Source organism: Clostridia bacterium (assembly GCA_012841935.1).
Lineage (GTDB): Bacteria > Bacillota > Peptococcia > DRI-13 > DTU073 > DUTS01.
Window position 1 is genome coordinate 1 of the sequence record DUTS01000005.1, and the last position, 14866, is coordinate 14866.

A 14866-nucleotide genomic window follows, 5' to 3' on the forward strand; every position below is an offset into this window, starting at 1 on the left:
CACAGGTGACTCCCAAAGCCCGCCAAGTAAGTCCTCTTACTATACCGGTAACAGCTAAACCTTCTCTCTGCTGGAATTGCCTTACCGCTTGTTCTGTGCGAGCATCAAAAATACCGTTAAGTGGTCCTCCATAAACCCGACGCTTTCTTAATGATTCCTGTAGAAACCTAACCGCAGACCCCCGCTCCCCACGCCTTAATACCGGGCAAAAGAATTCTTGTGGTGGGGTAATGGGAGTACAAACCATACCTAAGGCTTCCCAAGTCCGTACATCAACTATTCCTGTTTCAGGAATTCTACTGCGAACTTGAAAACGCCTTACCGCCCTTTCAGTATTTTCTCCAAACCAACCATCAATTGCTCCTGGATTAAAGCCTTCATTTCTTAAAAGCCTTTGCAGGGTTCGCACCGACTCACCGCGGGAACCGCGCTGTAGTCGCGGACAAGTTTGTGTCCCACCTACTGGAATTGTCAATACCTGTCCTGGTGAAACCTGGTCCACATCAGTGAGATTATTAATCTGTCTAATTTCCGCTTCTGTTGTTCCGAATCTTTGAGCAATTATAGCTAGGGAATCATTTGTCCTTACCACATATTGCATAAACCGTCTCCCCTTTATAAATATTCTCTACTTTATATCATATGCAGGGCTCTGCTAAATGCTCCTATCTCGGAATTAAAGCCACATAAAGCAAAAAATAGATTAAAGAAAATAGGGTCAAGAAAAAAACACCCCAAGCTTGTTTAGTCATTTTTTCCCGCCACAGCCAATGGGCAAAAGTAAAAGTATAAAAACAAACAATAACTGCTATTAATAAAAAAACAAGTTTATAAAACAAATTTCATCCCCCTAATTATCAGAACTGGTAGTTTGAGACATCATTCCCGGATCCCGTATTCTAAAAAAGGTTTGTACCTCAACTGCACAATAAGGATATTTCTCTAGCCACTGATAATTTTCCCATTCTTCCCAAGTCCAAAAAAAATGGCGAGTAAATTCCCCAAAACCAAAGATATCACTATAATATTCCTTTTGAGTTTTCTTAATTAACTGTGATACACCAGCCGTAATTAAACCACTGATATGTCTTTCCAGCTCATTACCCAAAGGACCGATTTCATAATTTTTTCCGCTTTGAATCGACATAATTTCCCCATTTAGAAAAAGTTTCACTTTAATAGTTGTTTTCCGTTCATCGGCCGTTATTGTAATATCAGGAGAACAAGCCTTTCTAATTTTCATGACGATGATAAAATTACCAGCACTTCCCGGTTCGGGAAAACTAAAAATACTTTGCCTAAATTCACCTGTTACCATTTGATAAAAACGTGTTTCCTCTCCATTTAAAAAATCAACCAAACGTTCCTCTTTAAATACCGCTTGACCAATTACATCAATCTTATTACCACCTTTACGCGGTATTTCACCAGGCAAATAAGCATTTTCACGTTTAATTTCCTCTATTTTGCTTTCATCACTAGCTTTCGCCTCCACATTCTGGCTTATACCTACTGCAGCTAAAACAGGCTGCCGCCCCGGTGATTTTAACGCCCTATAAAACATATGAATATCAGATTTATACATAATACCAGTTAAATGAGATGACGCCATTAAAATATCAAGCTGACGAGAAGGATATTTTTCAAAAACCAATCCCCTATTTTTTTCTATAAAATCATTGGCTTTACCCTTAACCACCAATAAATAATTAGTCCGCCTTATTTCCCTACTCCTGACCAAGGGATTAATATATTTAGCCAAACCTTCACGAGCTATTTCCTCGGTAACAACCACAGTAGTATCATGAATTAAGGTAATATGTTTACTGACAAATGTATTTAATAATTGCTCAGCTCCAAAAAGTGAAGCTGCCTCCACTTCCACTATTTCTGTAGAGACTTCATCCCCTGAACCCTCCTCACCTAAGGGTTTGGGAAGTGCAATCTGAAAAGTAACCTTTACCATATTTTCCTTACCTTTATCAATACCCATTAATAAAACATAGCCCATTTCATCGATCTCACGCATACCCCAACAACCCTGTAAAGGAAGTAAAAGAAAAGCAATAATTAACAAAAACCTTAGTTTACGAAACATCAGCAGCACCATCCTTTTTACGCAACAAAAGTGCCAATAAACCTACAAAAAAAGGAATGCCAAAAATGACTAACCAACCATAACGCAGCCTTATTTCACCTTCAAACTGTACTACTTCCATCATATTATGCAAAAGAAAAGCCAAACTAAAAATAATTAAACAAAGTAAAGGAAACAAGGGCCGATAAATCGGTAATTTTAACGTATCTCGCAAAATTATACTACCCACCAAAAGCCCACCCGCAATTCTTAAAAAACCCGTAAAATCCCAAAAAATAAGAAAAAAAGCCTCTACTCTTTGAAAATAATGTCCCAAGAAAATACTTCTACTTAATTGATAAAAAGGTACTAGGGCTTCAGAATTTATGGGCACCGGAAAAGTCATTAAATAAATGATGGTAATCGCCGTGAAAAAAAAGAGTAAAAAACTAATTCCAAAGTTACCCACCTTTTTTAATCTCTGTAAATCAAACGAAAAATGGGGTACCAAATAGGCCAACATTACGACTTCGGCAAAACCAGTAATTCCCCAAAAACTATTAATGATTAAAGGTCCAACACCCGCCCCAGCTAGAGGAAATAATAGTTTAAAATCATAACAAGGATAAAGGGCAATCAAAACCAAGGCCACCACCACCGATAAAATTACATAAGAAAAAAGGGCTGCATGACACACCACTTCTATTCCATAGTGAACCGCCAGCCAGGCCACTAAAATAAAAATAAAGGCAATAACTTTAACTGGTGTTTCCGTTAATATAGAAAGATTAGTAGCTTCACTAAACAGACGTAAAAAAATACTAGTTTCTAAAATACTATAAGAAAAAACAGCTAAATTAATACCCAGCCCCCAAAAGGGGCCGCAAACAATTTGTGTAATCTCTGTAATTGACTTTCCGGGAAAACGGGCCAGGATTTTAATTATTATTTGCCAAAAAAAGAGCGTCAAAAGACCACTAAAAATAACAATTAACCACCCAGCTGTTAATCCCCAGTCTGTTACCAAACGCGGATAACCCAAAAAAGCCTTTGAACCAATAACAACTATAATAAATGCCGTTGCTGCTGAACTATTAATAAGCTCCTTATTCATCTTTTTTGCCCCTTCTTACCTTTTTTAACCAACCACGGCTAATATTAGGCTGACGTTGTTGATCCTGTGATTTTAAATAAGGAGGCCTTTTTTCCATAGACCAAAGCGGACCCCGCCAGAATACATCTGGACTGGTTTTTACTTGAGGACTATAAGGAGCTAAATAAGGAACCCCAAATGACTTAGTATTAACTAAGTTAGTCAAATAAACGAATAACCCACCGGCAATACCAAAAAAACCAAAAATGGCTGCCAAAATGGTAAACATAAATCTTCTTTGTCGTAAGGAAAAAGAAAGTGAGAAATTGGGAACGGCAAAAGAAGCCAAACCGGCAATCGCTACCACAATAATCAAAATAGGACTCACGATCCCGGCCTCTACAGCTGCCTGACCCAAAATTAAGGCTCCCACAATACCAATCGTATTACCGATAATTCCGGGAATCCGCACACCAGCCTCACGAATAAGCTCAAAAGCAAATTCCATGGAAAATACTTCAAAAATAGTGGGGAAAGGTACCGGTACACGTGAAGCGGCAATGGCTAAAAGTAATTCCGTTGGAATCATTTCTTGATGAAAAGTAACCAACGCTACATAAATTCCAGGAATTAACAAAGTAATTAAAATAGCTAAAATCCGTAAAAAACGAATAAAGTTACCATAAGGTAAACGTAAATAATAATCCTCAGGACTGTGAATTAAAGAAAAAAAGGTTACTGGAGCAATTAAGGACAAAGGTGCACCATCTACCAAAACAGCTACATGACCTTCCATTAAAAAAGAAACCACCCGATCCGGTCTTTCAGTAGATAATAATTGGGGACAAAGACAAAAAGGATTATCTTCAATAAATTGTTCCAAAACACTAGAAACACTAATATAATCGGCATTTAGGGAACTAATCCTCTTCTTGACAAGTTCCACCAATTGCGGATTAGTTAAATCATCCAAATACATAACCGCAACATCAATACGATTACGTGCTCCCACTTTTATCATTTCCGTGATTAATTTTTCGTTTCGTAAATTTTTTCTAATTAAAGCCGTATTACTGCGTATAGTTTCATTAAAGGCTTCATTAGGACCTAAAATAACTTCCTCGATTTCCGGTTTATCAATAGCTCGCTTTTCCCAACCTTTTGTTTCTACAATTAAAGCTTTAGCACAACCTTCAACAAAAACTGCGGTATCACCATAATTAATACCTTCCAAAATAGTTTGATAATCCTCAGCCACTTCTACTTCATGACCTGGCAAAAGATGTTCCTGAATATATGTAATCAAGTCATCATTTTCCAATTTTTTTCCCCGCAAAAAGACCATTAAAGGTTTTAAAATCGCGTTATTAATAGTTTCCTTTTCCGCTAAACCATCAATAAAAACTAATAAGGCCGGAGTAGGGGGATCCAAATCTAAATAAAATTCACGTACAATAATATCCTTATTTTTAGGTAAAACATATAATTGCTGTAAATAACCCTTGTTTTTTTCCAAACAAGAACTAACCCGCAATTTTTGAGGATCCAAAGAACTATCCTGCTTTTTTTGATCAGCCAAAACTAATGGAGTCTTACTTGCCCGTACAGGTTTTTTCAAAGTCATCTGGGCAGGTATTTTTTTTTCCTCCATAGATTCTTGCTGGTCATATATACTACCTTTTTCTATTTTTAAATCCTGAAAAGTAAAGACTTGGCTTAGCCTTTTCCAAAAACTTGACTTGTCTTTCAATTAAATTCATCCTTTTTACATAGCTAATACTAGCTTTTGAAAATCCTGGCGAAATTATGCTTATCCAATAGTCTTTTTCCAAAATTTAATTTTTAAGGTTGACCATTTTCAAGCAAACAGGCACTTCCCATTTTTATAAGTGCATATCATAAAGAGTAAGTCCGCACAAAATGTAAAGGAGCGTAAAATTCTATGCTGACACATTTAATCAACCACCCCCTTGGCAAAAGGCCAGCTAAGCCCCGTCAAAAGGGAATTACTATGGTCCTAGATACCGGGCTTGGCTTACGCGAATTACAAGACCTTTTGGAAATTGCTGGGGAATATCTCGATTACTTAAAATTAGGTTTCGGTACATCCCTACTTTATCAACCTCAATTATTACAAACCAAAATTAAATTTTGTCAGGCCCATCAAGTAGAAATTTATCCAGGAGGTACTCTTACCGAAATTGCTTTACTACAAGGACAATATGAAGCCTATTTAAAATTATTAGTACATTTAGGGTTTAACACCATCGAAATTTCCGATGGTCTCATTAATTTAACACCCGCACAACGCGAAAAATGTATTAAACAAGCAAGCAAACAGGGCTTAACCGTACTTACAGAACTAGGTAAAAAAATGCCTGGCACTAAATTTGCCACACGTAAACTAGGTAAACAAGGCAGCCAAGACTTAAATAATGGGGCCCAAAAGATAATTATTGAAGCCCGGGAAAGCGGCAAAAACTCCGCTATTTATAATCAACAAGGGGAAATAAAACCTTCCCGCTTAAAAAACTTACTTAAACATTTTCCTCATCCCCATGAAATCATCTGGGAAGCACCTCTTAAAAAACAACAAATTGCTTTAATTCATGCTTTTGGCCCAGAAGTTAATCTCGGTAATATTCATCCCCAAAACTTACTAGCAGTAGAAGCCCTAAGAAGTGGCCTGCGTGCTGACACCTTGATACTGGCAGCCAACTTTACCCCCCAAATCAAGGAATAGCACAATGCCAGTTCATTTATCTTTTACTTTTACGGAACTTACCCCACTTCTTACTCAAAACAAAATTGTAATTATGCTTGATGTTTTTCGGGCTTCAACAACAATCATTACAGCACTAAGTCAAGGGGCCCATAAAATTATTCCCCTAACTAATCCTGCTAAAGCCCTACAACTAAAAAAAGCAAATCCCCAACTAGTCCTAGGTGGGGAAAAAAACGGAAAAAAAATAGCTGGTTTTGATTTAGGTAATTCACCACTTGAATATACACCAGGCATAATTAATAAAAAAACAGTTATCCTTTCCACTACTAATGGTATTCCTGCCTTGAACAAAATAAAAAACGCTCAGCGTATTTATATTGGTTCCTTTCTCAATGCCCCTTTCCTGATTAAAAAAATTCTACCTACAAATCATAAAATACTTTTGGTTTGTGCCGGTACACGGGGCGAATATTCTTTAGAAGATACCTGTTGTGCGGGCTATTTTCTTCATCTTTTCCCCGAGAAATTTACCCCTTATTTCTCTGATCAGGCCTTTGCTGCTTTAGCCCTTTATCACCAATATCAAAATGATTTACCTTTTTATTTATGCCGCTCCCGTAATGGTCGCCAATTATTAACTTCCGGAAAATGGTCTGAGATTACCTATTGTTGTTTACGCGGTCTTTTCCCCGTGCTGCCTATTTACGAAAATGCCGTTATTCGTCGTGAAGCTTAACAAAGAAAGGAGCTTAACTATGATTAAAGAAATTACCGTTTGGCCAGGTCAAGATAAAAATGGCATACCAGAAGCCTTTGAGGAAATTACTTTACAAGCCGGTGAAACAATTTCAATTGTAGGGCCAACCGGCAGCGGCAAAACCGCTTTAATTACTGATATCGAACTTTTGGCCCAAGGGGACACCGCCACACAACGCCAGGTCCTCATCAATGGGGCCATCCCCGCCGATGAAATCAGATATGATCCTGCTCAAAAACCAATTGCCATGATTACCCAAAACACCAAGTGTTTTGCCGATTTAAGTGTTGAAGAATTTTTAACCATTCACGCTCGTGCCAGACAAATAAAAAATCGACAAATAGTTACCCAAACCCTAGAATTAGCCAATAAATTCACTGGAGAAAAAATTCAATTAGCCAACAAAGTAACTATTCTCTCCGGTGGGCAAACCAGATCACTACTAATCGCCGATGCCTTACTAATCGGGGCTGCCCCCATTATCCTGCTAGATGAAATAGAAAATGCGGGGATTTTTAAACAAGAAGTTCTGGAGATCATTAGAAATACTTCCAAAATCATCATTTTTGTAACTCATGATCCAGTTATTGCTCTTTCCACTAAAAAACGTCTAATTATGAGTAATGGGGCCGTTAAAAAAATGGTTTTCCAAAATGAATCTGAATCTGGTGCTGCTCAAAATTTACTGGAGTTTGATCAAAAAATGGGCATTATACGTGAAAATTTACGTGCCGGTTATGAAATTACCCAAGAACTGGTTAGTGCCAATTTTGCTTAAAAAATTAAATAAGGTGGTGTTCAGTATTGAAACTTTTAATTATTGCCGGTCCCCCCTCTGTAGGCAAAACATCTTTAACCAAACAAATTATTAAACATTTTCGTCATAAAATTAAAATAGCTTATTTAAAAATAGATGTGATTAAAGCCTTCGAAGACATTGAACTGCGTAAAGAATTTAATATTTTAACCAAAAAAGTATATTCAGGGGACCTCTGCCCAGACCATGCTGGTGTCATGGTGATGGGTGATGCCATAGAATGGGCTGCTAAAAATAATAGCGAACTTTTTATCATTGAAAGTGCTGGTTTATGTTTACGCTGTTCCCCTTATCTCAATCAAGGTCTAGGTATAATAGTTTTAAGCTCCATAGCTGGTATCCACACCCCGGAAAAAATGGGTGCCATGGTTTCACTTGCCGATATCGCCGTAGTAACTAAAATTGATCTGATTAGTCAAGCCGAACGCGAAGTTTTAATTCAAAAAATCAAAGAAGTTCATCCCCATATTATCCTCTTAGAAACAAATGCTTTACAAGGTACATCACTACAGCGGCTTTACAATTTAATCGAAAAATCTCCACCCATAAATAAAGAAACTTTACTTTTAAAAGGCAACCCACCTTTAGGTACCTGCACCATCTGTATTGGCAAAAAAGAAATCGGTTGGAAACATCATTTCGGGATTGTACAAAAACTAGATGGTTCAGCTGCCGATTATTTGTATCGGGGGGAATAAATGATGAAACAACTAAAACATTGGCTGCCACCAGGTAAAAACTGCGGACAATGTGGTGTTGAAAATTGTAAAACTTTTTTAACATTAGTCCGTCAAGGTGAAAAAACATATGATGATTGTCCTTTTTTTCGTGAAAAACCCCAACAAACAAATTGCCATTTAAATAATGCCCTTTATTCACCTCACGATCTTTTAGGAAATCCCTATGATTTTATTCTTAAACCTCTACCCCGAGAAATTTCCGCCCGCAAAATTGTTTTACCTTTTCGCAGTGACCTTGTGGAAAAAATGTCCATTAAAGCCGGAGATTATGTTTTAGGTAGGCCAATGGGAGCTGGTTGTCCAATCCCTCATGTCCTAAAGGTATTCAAAGCTGAATTAACTACTGGGCTGCTTTACACTTGGGTTGTAGGTCCACAATATTCCCGTCGAGGCCAAGTAAAAGATGTAATTGCCTACCAAATGATTGGTTTTGAAGGAATAGCCACTGAAATTAAACGTGAACCTATTTTCGGTGCCCGCATGACCTTTTTACCCGGGTTTTGCATGATGAATTTAAATCATACTGGACTGGTAAATCTTGTTTTAGAAAAAAGTGAAGGACTACACTTACGCTTAGAAGATATTCGCATTTTGGGCACTAGCCCTTGACAAACAGCCGTTCATTAGATATATTAAAGAAAATAACTATGAAACAGGTATTTGAAATGTCGCGAATTATTCTCTTAGCTGATATGAATGCTTTTTATGCCAGTGTAACTCAAGTTTTAGAACCAAAATTACAGGGTCAACCCTTACTAATTACCGGAAATCCCGCACAACGCCGCGGCATAGTTTTAACCGCCAGTTATACCGCCAAAGCTAAAGGAGTAAAAACCGGAATGACTATTAGGGAGGCCCTTATCTATTGTCCTGAAGCTATTTTACGTCCACCTAATTTCCCCGCCTATCTTCAATTTTCAAAAAAAGTGTTCCAGATATTACAAGATTTTAGTCCTCTAGTAGAACCTTACAGTATTGATGAAGCCTTTGTAGATTTAACTGGTACAGAGGGCCTTTGGGGTCCACCCTTAAAAGCAGCCCAAAAAATAAAGGCACAAATTAAAAAAGAAACCCAATTACTTTGTTCCATAGGGCTCGGTCCTTCCAAAGTTCTTGCTAAAATGGCTTCCAATTTACAAAAACCAGATGGTCTAACCTTATTAACCCGGGAAGATCTCCCCGCAAAATTATGGCCCTTACCTATTAAACAACTTTTTGGAGTAGGCAAACACCTAGAAAGCAAATTAAAAAATATGGGCATTCGCACCATCGGTGATTTAGCCCATTTTCCGGTTGAATTGCTTAAACAGCGTTTCGGTCTTGTCGGGGAAAAACTATTTACCTATGCCCACGGGATAGATACCGACCCTGTAGATCCCCAAGCCTCGGAAAAAGTAAAAAGCATTGGACACCGTATTACTTTACCTCGTGATTATACTGAAATAGGGGAAATAAAAGTAGTACTTTTGGAATTGGCCGAAGCAGTTTGCCGCAGGGCCAGACTTAAAAATTATCAGGGAAAAACCATTTCCCTTTATGTGAAAGGTGCTGATTTTACAAGAATAAATCGTTCCACATCTTTAACTGAGCCCACCGCCTATCCCCCCTTTATTTATGATCTAGCCCTTCATTTATTTAAACAGCACTGGTCTTTCACTAAACCGGTACGTGCCCTAGGCATTTCCTTAAGTAATCTAAAAAACTGCCCACTTCAGCCCTCTCTTTTTACTTCTCAAGAAAAGCTCTATGAAACCATTGACCACATAAAAAACAAATTTGGGGAGAAAAGTCTTTTACGCGGCAGCTTTCTTTTAAATGAAGCCGTTTTTTATGCCCCGGAAAATGATAATCGCTCACCTTTCATGGTAGAATAGACAAGAGGTGAGAAAATGATTCCTTTACGCGATAGTACCCGCTCCCGCACTTTTCCGCTAGTCACTATCAGTTTGATCCTTTTAAATCTTTATTTCTTTTATCAGCAGGCAAGTAGTACACCCCAAGAAATGGAACAACTAATTTTAAACTATGGTTTTACACCAGCTTTACTTACCGAACAAATAAAAAACTATTCCTTATGGGGTTTTTTTCATCCCCCTCTACTTACTGCCATCTTTCTGCACGGCAGTTGGTTTCATCTACTTTCAAATATGCTTTATTTATGGATTTTCGGAGATAATATCGAAGATAAATTAGGTCATTTTCGTTTTCTACTTTTTTATTTATTTACCGGTATAATCGCCAACCTCATTTATTATTTAACTGCCATAAATTCACCCCTACCTCTAGTAGGGGCTAGTGGAGCCATCGCCGGCATCCTAGGAGCCTATTTCATTACTTTTCCACGGGCTAAAATTACTACTCTCTTTTTCGTTTTCATCTTTGTTTTCCTGCGGCAAATACCGGCCGTCTTTTTTCTTTTTGTCTGGTTTGTCCTCCAAGTAATAAACGGAATAGGGACCATGAATAGTCCTATTGCTTGGTGGGCCCATATTGGCGGTTTTATCAGTGGTTTTATACTAATGCCTTTTTTAAAGAAACACAGGCTTTTCTAAATCATCTATTATGGAGTATAATATAATAAAAAAAGGAGGTCAGTAAATGAAAGCTATTTTACTTATTCTTGCACTTATCTTACTTTTCATTATCTTTATCTATAATCGTTTAATTACTTTACGTAATGCAGTAAAAAATAATTGGGCCAGAATTGATACCCAATTACAACGACGGTATGATTTAATTCCTAATTTAATCGAAACCGTCAAAGGCTACACAGCTCATGAAAAGGAGGTTTTAGAATCAGTAACCAAAGCTCGCACTGCCTTTCTTAATGCTGATACTATCGCAGCAACTGCCGAGGCAGAAAATATGTTAAGTGGAGCCTTAAAATCACTTTTCGCTGTTTCAGAAAATTATCCGGACTTAAAGGCATCTCAAAACTTTTTAATGCTTCAGGAGGAATTAGCTGGTACAGAAAATAAAATTAGTTATGCTAGACAAAGCTATAATAATGCAGTCATGGACTATCATGTAGCTAGACAAAAATTTCCGGCCAATTTAATCGCCAACTTATTTAATTTTAAAGAAGCGGAATTCTTTACTTTAAAAGATGAAACAGCACGAAAACCTGTGAAAGTGAGTTTTTAGCTATGCGTGATTATCAACTTATTGAAAAAAACAAGAAAAAAACCCTAGGCTTCATTATTTTTTTCTGTTTATTAATTACCATTTTGGTCTTTACCATCAGTTATCTATTTTCACCGGAAAGTGCCTATCTATTAAGTGGTCTAGCTCTATTATTGGCTTTCTTTGGTAGTTTCTTTTCCTATTATTATAGTGATCAAATCTTATTAAAAATGGCTAATGCTCATCCGGTTAATCCCAATGAAGATCATTATTTACATCATACCATCGAAGGAGTAGCCATAGCTGCCGGACTGCCTGTACCCAAAGCCTATATTATTGAAACTGATATTCCCAATGCCTTTGCTACCGGCAGGAATCCTGAAAATGCGGCTATCGCCGTCACCCGAGGACTTTTACAAATTATGAATCGCGAAGAACTAGAAGGTGTTCTAGCTCATGAAATGGCCCATATCAAAAATTATGATATTCTTTTTTCCAGTATAGCCATTATCCTAGCTGGTACCATCATTTATTTAGCTGCTTTCGTCCGCCGCTCCGTTTTTTATGGTAGTAGTAAACAGCGCCAGGAAAAGAATAATGCCAATCCCATTTTAATTGTTCTCGGTTTATTAACCATTATTTTCGCACCTTTAATTGCCAAAATAATTCAACTAGCCTTTTCCCGCAGCCGTGAATATTTAGCTGATGCTACCGCTGCTCGCCTGTTGGGCTATCCTTTAGGATTAGCTTCAGCTTTAGAAAAACTAGCCACTAACCAAAAACCTAAACAAGCCAGTCGAGAAGGCTTTGCCAATGAAGCCACTGTAGGTCTCTTTATTATTAATCCTTTTACTCGTAATTTTAATACTGATTCAATTTTTAGCACTCATCCACCACTAGAACAAAGAATCGAAATTTTAAGGAAAATGTAAACCTATTCAGCGGTTATATTCATAAACCTCTTTAGCCAAATATTGCTTAGTTTTCTTCTCTAGCTGACCCCATTCTTTTAATGGGGTTTCTTTTTTGGACCGGCGATTTAAACGGGCAAATTCGGGAAATATTTTAGTACTATTATCAACAATAATTCCATATTCTTGATTTAATTCACCCAAGCGAATTAAACTATCCCCACCAAAAGGATGCCATTCCAATCTGGCTAAACGCTTCATTTTTTCAGGGGCGAAAAAGGCTCCTTTTTCTCTAAATTCCTGCCAAAGCTTTTTACTTTCTACACACAAATCCTGATAATTAGCTAACTCACTAGGTGTAACCGTTTTAATTATTTTACCGTTACCCAAGCTTCTTACAACATATGGTTTGGGGCGATTCGACTGTTCACCTTGAAACAAAGCCTGATAATTTTCAAAATAGTATTCCAAAGCCACTGTTTCAATTTGAGTAACTATTTCCGCTGTTTTAGGATCCTGTGGTTTAAAATAATTTAAATATGCACCTGCATATAAATTAAAATAATAGTTTTCTTTTGCCAATGTTAGTTCAAAATCCCCACCCGGCTCAGCACTTTCAATTCCAACTTTACAGGGACCTTCTGCACCATCATAGCCCCAAAAAACATGCCGATTATTAATTTCCCCATAGGGAATAACGAAAACAGGCAAATAACGGGTAGATCTAATTTGCCAACTCACTATTTCCTTTAATCCACAGCTTTCATAATGAAATTTCATTAACCGAACAGCTTCCCGAGCACGATAATCACCATATGTTTGTGTATCAGCAATTAATTCTTTTAATTGTTCTTCTGGAAAATTGGGTCCCATTAATTTCAATCCATATAAAAGACGGGATTTATGCTCAACCTGTTTTTCAGCTAACTCTACATTTTCACGCGGATAAATTTTTTTTAATTTTTGGGCAATCCTTCTTAATTCTCTTCTTTCCTCTTTAAAAAGATCGCGATTTATAAAATAATTTACTTCCAAACTATAATAAGCTTCCGGACGTGCTTTTTCATCTAAATATTCCTCCATAACTGTTCTAATTTGATTAGTAAAAATATTATTTTCCATCAGCATTAAACCCCTTCCTAATAGTTTGTAAGTATTTTAACATCAATTCAGACTACTTTCAATAAAATATTTTAAAACAACCCAGAGGATAAATATCTTTCTCCCCCATCTGGCAAAAGAACGACAAGCAACTTCCCTTCATTTTCTTGGCGTGAAGCCACTTTTAAGGCAGCATGTACCGCGGCACCAGAAGAAATACCGACTAATAAACCTTCGCTTTGAGCTAAATCACGACAAGTTTGAAATGCTGCCTCATCTTTTACCAAAATAAATTCATCAATTAATTCTGTTTTAAGAATTTCCGGAACAAAACCTGCCCCAATACCCTGTATTTTATGGTCACCAGCCTTACCTCCGGAAAGTACAGGTGAATTAAAAGGTTCCACTCCTATAATTTTAATTGCTGGATTTTTTTCTTTTAAAAATTCAGCTGTTCCGGTTAAAGTACCCCCCGTACCTACACAGGCAATAAAAATATCAATTAAACCATTGGTATCTCGCCAAATTTCCGGACCAGTAGTTTTTTTATGAATCGCAGGATTAGCCGGATTTTGAAATTGCTGTGGAATAAATGCACCTACAATTTCCGCTGCTAATTCTTGGGCACGCTGAATAGCCCCAGCCATTCCTTTTTCCCCCGGAGTAAGCACTATTTCCGCCCCCAAAGCCGCCAACAATGCTCTTCTCTCTTGACTCATTGTTTCCGGCATGGTAAGAATTAAACGATACCCCTTTACAACCGCCGCCATAGCTAAACCAATACCAGTATTACCACTAGTTGGCTCAATAACTACTCCCCTAGGTTTAATTTCTCCTCGGGCCTCAGCAGCCTCAAGTAAAGCCAAACCTACTCGATCTTTAACACTACCTGCAGGATTAAAATATTCTAATTTAGCAATTAGCCTATTTTTTAAATTATTTTTTTGACTATATTTATTTAAAGCCAATAAAGGGGTATTACCTATTAAATCTGTTAACTGTTCGGCAATTCTCACTCTGCTTCCTCCTCCGCCGCAATCACTTTAAGAAGCACTTTTTTAGCCTTACGCAAATGCTCTGCTGTTACTTCTTGGGCCTTGATCACATCACCGGCCATAATCGCCTCCACAATTTTACGATGTTCCTCCAAAGCCAAACGCATTCTTCCCGGAATCGACAAAGATGTAGCCCGAAACCTTTGAATTTGATCTCTTAAATCTTTAATCATATTTTGCAAACGCTGGTTGCGTGAAGCACTATAAATAAGTTCATGAAACTTGGCATCCATTTCAATCATTTCAAAAACATTATTAGCCGCAAACAATTCCTCTTCGGTTAGTAAATTTCGTTCCATTTCTTTTATTTCTTCACTACTAGCCCTTTTAGCCGCCAAACCTGCGGCTAAAGCTTCTAAAGCACCTCTAATTTCGAAAAGACTGGTAATATCCTCGATTGAAAGACTAGCCACATAGGCTCCTTTACGCGGAACCATTACCACATAGCCTTCCAATTCTAATTTTCG

General features: G+C 37.5%; 17 protein-coding genes. 9 read left to right on the top strand and 8 right to left on the bottom strand.

Going from position 1 to position 14866, the window contains the following annotated elements:
• The 5 genes from GX687_00175 to GX687_00195 form a co-directional block, all read right to left on the bottom strand.
• Positions 1-601: LysM peptidoglycan-binding domain-containing protein (locus tag GX687_00175; protein HHX95873.1), on the bottom strand; the 601-nt coding region annotated here is incomplete at its 3' end.
• 64 nt (positions 602-665) lie between these two features.
• Complete coding sequence (locus GX687_00180; GenBank protein HHX95874.1) at positions 666-839, bottom strand: hypothetical protein; 174 nt, start codon at positions 837-839, stop codon at positions 666-668.
• An 11-nt stretch (positions 840-850) separates the two neighbouring features.
• Entirely contained in the window at positions 851-2098 is a 1248-nt protein-coding gene (locus tag GX687_00185; protein HHX95875.1) for a Ger(x)C family spore germination protein, read from the bottom strand.
• Entirely contained in the window at positions 2088-3191 is a 1104-nt protein-coding gene (locus GX687_00190) for a GerAB/ArcD/ProY family transporter (protein HHX95876.1), read from the bottom strand. The genes GX687_00185 and GX687_00190 overlap by 11 nt, the downstream gene beginning before the upstream one ends.
• Complete coding sequence (locus GX687_00195) at positions 3184-4920, bottom strand: spore germination protein (GenBank protein HHX95877.1); 1737 nt, start codon at positions 4918-4920, stop codon at positions 3184-3186. Before GX687_00195 ends, GX687_00190 begins: the two co-directional genes overlap by 8 nt.
• Before the next feature lie 192 nt (positions 4921-5112).
• Here GX687_00195 and GX687_00200 point away from each other — a divergent pair, with 192 nt between their 5' ends.
• From GX687_00200 to GX687_00240, 9 genes are read left to right on the top strand one after another with little or no spacing between them, the layout of a single operon-like run.
• Positions 5113-5913, top strand: coding sequence for a phosphosulfolactate synthase (locus GX687_00200; protein HHX95878.1), 801 nt, complete (start codon positions 5113-5115; stop codon positions 5911-5913).
• 4 nt (positions 5914-5917) lie between these two features.
• Positions 5918-6631: a 2-phosphosulfolactate phosphatase gene (locus GX687_00205; protein ID HHX95879.1), complete on the top strand. Its 714-nt coding sequence runs from the start codon at positions 5918-5920 to the stop codon at positions 6629-6631.
• A gap of 19 nt (positions 6632-6650) precedes the next feature.
• On the top strand, positions 6651-7430 hold the full coding sequence (locus GX687_00210) for an ATP-binding cassette domain-containing protein (GenBank protein HHX95880.1): 780 nt from the start codon (positions 6651-6653) through the stop codon (positions 7428-7430).
• A 26-nt stretch (positions 7431-7456) separates the two neighbouring features.
• Positions 7457-8167 (top strand): cobalamin biosynthesis protein, encoded by a 711-nt coding sequence (locus GX687_00215; protein HHX95881.1) that lies wholly within the window; start codon positions 7457-7459, stop codon positions 8165-8167.
• Positions 8168-8170: 3 nt separating this feature from the next.
• Entirely contained in the window at positions 8171-8818 is a 648-nt protein-coding gene (locus GX687_00220; GenBank protein ID HHX95882.1) for a Fe-S cluster protein, read from the top strand.
• A gap of 56 nt (positions 8819-8874) precedes the next feature.
• A complete protein-coding gene (gene dinB, locus GX687_00225) occupies positions 8875-10083 on the top strand; it encodes a DNA polymerase IV (protein HHX95883.1) in 1209 nt (402 codons plus the stop codon).
• Between the two features lie 15 nt (positions 10084-10098).
• Positions 10099-10761: a rhomboid family intramembrane serine protease gene (locus GX687_00230; protein ID HHX95884.1), complete on the top strand. Its 663-nt coding sequence runs from the start codon at positions 10099-10101 to the stop codon at positions 10759-10761.
• 46 nt (positions 10762-10807) lie between these two features.
• Entirely contained in the window at positions 10808-11353 is a 546-nt protein-coding gene (locus tag GX687_00235) for a LemA family protein (GenBank protein HHX95885.1), read from the top strand.
• A 2-nt stretch (positions 11354-11355) separates the two neighbouring features.
• Positions 11356-12264, top strand: a complete 909-nt coding sequence (locus GX687_00240) for a M48 family metallopeptidase (GenBank protein HHX95886.1) — start codon at positions 11356-11358, stop codon at positions 12262-12264.
• A gap of 6 nt (positions 12265-12270) precedes the next feature.
• Here the strand turns inward: GX687_00240 and GX687_00245 are convergent, their stop codons facing one another.
• From GX687_00245 to GX687_00255, 3 genes are all read right to left on the bottom strand, one after another.
• The gene (locus tag GX687_00245) at positions 12271-13365 is read right to left on the bottom strand and encodes a hypothetical protein (protein HHX95887.1); all 1095 of its coding nucleotides are present in this window, start codon (positions 13363-13365) and stop codon (positions 12271-12273) included.
• Positions 13366-13436: 71 nt separating this feature from the next.
• Positions 13437-14360, bottom strand: a complete 924-nt coding sequence (gene cysK, locus GX687_00250; protein ID HHX95888.1) for a cysteine synthase A — start codon at positions 14358-14360, stop codon at positions 13437-13439.
• On the bottom strand, positions 14357-14836 hold the full coding sequence (locus tag GX687_00255; protein HHX95889.1) for a GntR family transcriptional regulator: 480 nt from the start codon (positions 14834-14836) through the stop codon (positions 14357-14359). The genes cysK and GX687_00255 overlap by 4 nt, the downstream gene beginning before the upstream one ends.
• Between the last annotated feature and the right edge of the window lie 30 nt (positions 14837-14866).

Coding starts and splice junctions, on each gene's coding strand:
- GX687_00185 (HHX95875.1), bottom strand. CDS start 2,098: ATGTTTCGTAAACTAAGGTTTTTGTTAATTATTGCTTTTCTTTTACTT.
- GX687_00190 (HHX95876.1), bottom strand. CDS start 3,191: ATGAATAAGGAGCTTATTAATAGTTCAGCAGCAACGGCATTTATTATA.
- GX687_00200 (HHX95878.1), top strand. CDS start 5,113: ATGCTGACACATTTAATCAACCACCCCCTTGGCAAAAGGCCAGCTAAG.
- GX687_00205 (HHX95879.1), top strand. CDS start 5,918: ATGCCAGTTCATTTATCTTTTACTTTTACGGAACTTACCCCACTTCTT.
- GX687_00210 (HHX95880.1), top strand. CDS start 6,651: ATGATTAAAGAAATTACCGTTTGGCCAGGTCAAGATAAAAATGGCATA.
- GX687_00220 (HHX95882.1), top strand. CDS start 8,171: ATGAAACAACTAAAACATTGGCTGCCACCAGGTAAAAACTGCGGACAA.
- dinB (HHX95883.1), top strand. CDS start 8,875: ATGTCGCGAATTATTCTCTTAGCTGATATGAATGCTTTTTATGCCAGT.
- GX687_00230 (HHX95884.1), top strand. CDS start 10,099: ATGATTCCTTTACGCGATAGTACCCGCTCCCGCACTTTTCCGCTAGTC.
- GX687_00235 (HHX95885.1), top strand. CDS start 10,808: ATGAAAGCTATTTTACTTATTCTTGCACTTATCTTACTTTTCATTATC.
- GX687_00240 (HHX95886.1), top strand. CDS start 11,356: ATGCGTGATTATCAACTTATTGAAAAAAACAAGAAAAAAACCCTAGGC.
- GX687_00245 (HHX95887.1), bottom strand. CDS start 13,365: ATGGAAAATAATATTTTTACTAATCAAATTAGAACAGTTATGGAGGAA.
- GX687_00255 (HHX95889.1), bottom strand. CDS start 14,836: ATGGTTCCGCGTAAAGGAGCCTATGTGGCTAGTCTTTCAATCGAGGAT.